This is a genomic window from Mucilaginibacter sp. P4_E8, assembly GCF_056401495.1.
The window spans coordinates 1-1,839 of record NZ_JBFUJG010000344.1 but is presented as its reverse complement, the minus strand read 5'-3'; the positions used below and the strand labels follow the sequence as shown (position 1 = coordinate 1,839).

General features: G+C 39.4%; 2 protein-coding genes. Both read right to left on the bottom strand.

Features of this window, described 5'->3' with window-relative positions:
* Positions 1–998: glycosyltransferase (locus tag AC1DRQ_RS31215; protein WP_477429978.1), on the bottom strand; the 998-nt coding region annotated here is incomplete at its 3' end.
* Positions 991–1,839: O-antigen ligase family protein (locus AC1DRQ_RS31210; protein WP_477429976.1), on the bottom strand; the 849-nt coding region annotated here is incomplete at its 5' end. The genes AC1DRQ_RS31215 and AC1DRQ_RS31210, both read right to left, overlap by 8 nt.

Below are 1,839 nucleotides of genomic sequence, written 5' to 3'. Positions count from 1 at the left end.
GGCTTACCCATAGCCAGGTATTCATCAATTTTGCGCGGGTAATTGCCAATGGTAACCTGGTTAACAACCTGCGGGTTTAAGCAAACATCAAATGAATTAATATACGCCGGGAGCGTATCAGGGTTTTTGCTGCCCAGGAAATGGACATTTTTGAGCTCGTGCAAATTATGCACTTTAAATTGTTCGTCCTCCGGGCCAACCAGCACAATGCTCCAATCGGGTTTTTGCGTAGCGATGTGGTGTAACAATTCCAGATCAAGCCGGATGCTTTGTAACGCACCCACATACCCTATAATAGGCTTTTGAAGACCGATTATGTCTTGGGGTAAAGGTGTGTCTTGCTTATTGGTAAATACTTCAAGATCGCAGCCCTGGCCTACATACCAGGAGTGGGTATTGTATTGTTTGCAATAATTGGCCAGATAGGTAGAATTAGCCACGCACAGATCACTTTTTTTAATAAGCTCCGGTTCGAGTTTTTGGCCGTGAAGTTTCCAGTAATCAACATACAATAAATAATCTCTGGAATAATAGATACTTACGGTGGGCTTCAACAGTTCTTTTAAATAAAAACACCTAAAGATATCATTGTCATTAAATAATATAAAGTCCTTAAAACCAATCTGTTTTATGGCTTTGTTTATAGAGCGGGCAAATCTTTTATTATTTATTTTGTTGAACCAGTTATAAATAAAATCGCTTTTGATCCAATTAATAGATTCTATGAGTTCATCGGGATAATAATTCCACAGGTTTTCGCCGATCTTAACCAGGCCGTCTGTTTTACTATTAATCACATCAATACGTTTTTTAACTTTTGGATCAGCCTTTTGTTTAAGTTTAGTGATCCTGTCAAGCGGCGAATTAATATACAATACCCGGTTGTGTTTGCTAAATTCAAGGGCAATATTTTTGCAATTGCTCCCTATCTCAACATCCCAGGGTTGCTGGCCAACAATTATAATATCCCGGTTACTTATGGTATAATTATCAGCCATTATTATCAGTATTTAGTGTTAATAATGGTTTAGCCTCATTTTCTTGTTTTTCTTTATCAAGCCTGAATAATACCGTAAGCAATGCCATATCTAAAGAAAAATATACGTTTGACGGAAACTGAACAAGCGCCTCCTGCGGAAAATTGGCTATGTTGTAAGCAAAAATTATCAGGAGTATTGCCAGGCAATAAGTTTTAAGTTCGGGGTCCTTTATCTGGTAATAGTTGTTGATGCCCGTTTTTAAAACAGTGAACATTAACATGCAGAAGATAAGGAGTCCCACCCATCCCAGCTCAACAGATACCCTTACATAACCGCTGTCGGGCTGAAACTGGGCTACATAGGAGTTGTTACCGAATCTTTTACCCCAGGTACCGGTGGAGCCAAGTCCGAACCCTATTGGGTGTGATAATATATAAGGTTGGATGCGTTTCTGGTTGAATTTTCGCAATTTATAAGATGCATCCTGATTGGGTCTGAACGCGGTTTGAAAACGAGACAGATTTGGATCGCCGGTGGGTACGTTTATCAATATAACCAGGAAAGCGAATGCTATGCCTGCAAATATGAGCACCTTGCGGTTATATTTTAAAATGGCGAAAAGAAATACAGCTGCTGGAACCAGCACGTTAGCACCCCTTGTTCCCGAATACAACATGGAAACCAGGAATAATACCGTTAAACCACCCAGAATTATTTTTTTCCAAAGCTTTATATTTCCTGATATAAGGCTAATGCAAAAAATAGCCGACATGGACATGTTATAAGCAAAGGATACCGGATCTGAAAAGATAGAGAATTTGCGCCAGTGCCCGTCAATAAGTAATAACGATGCAATGCC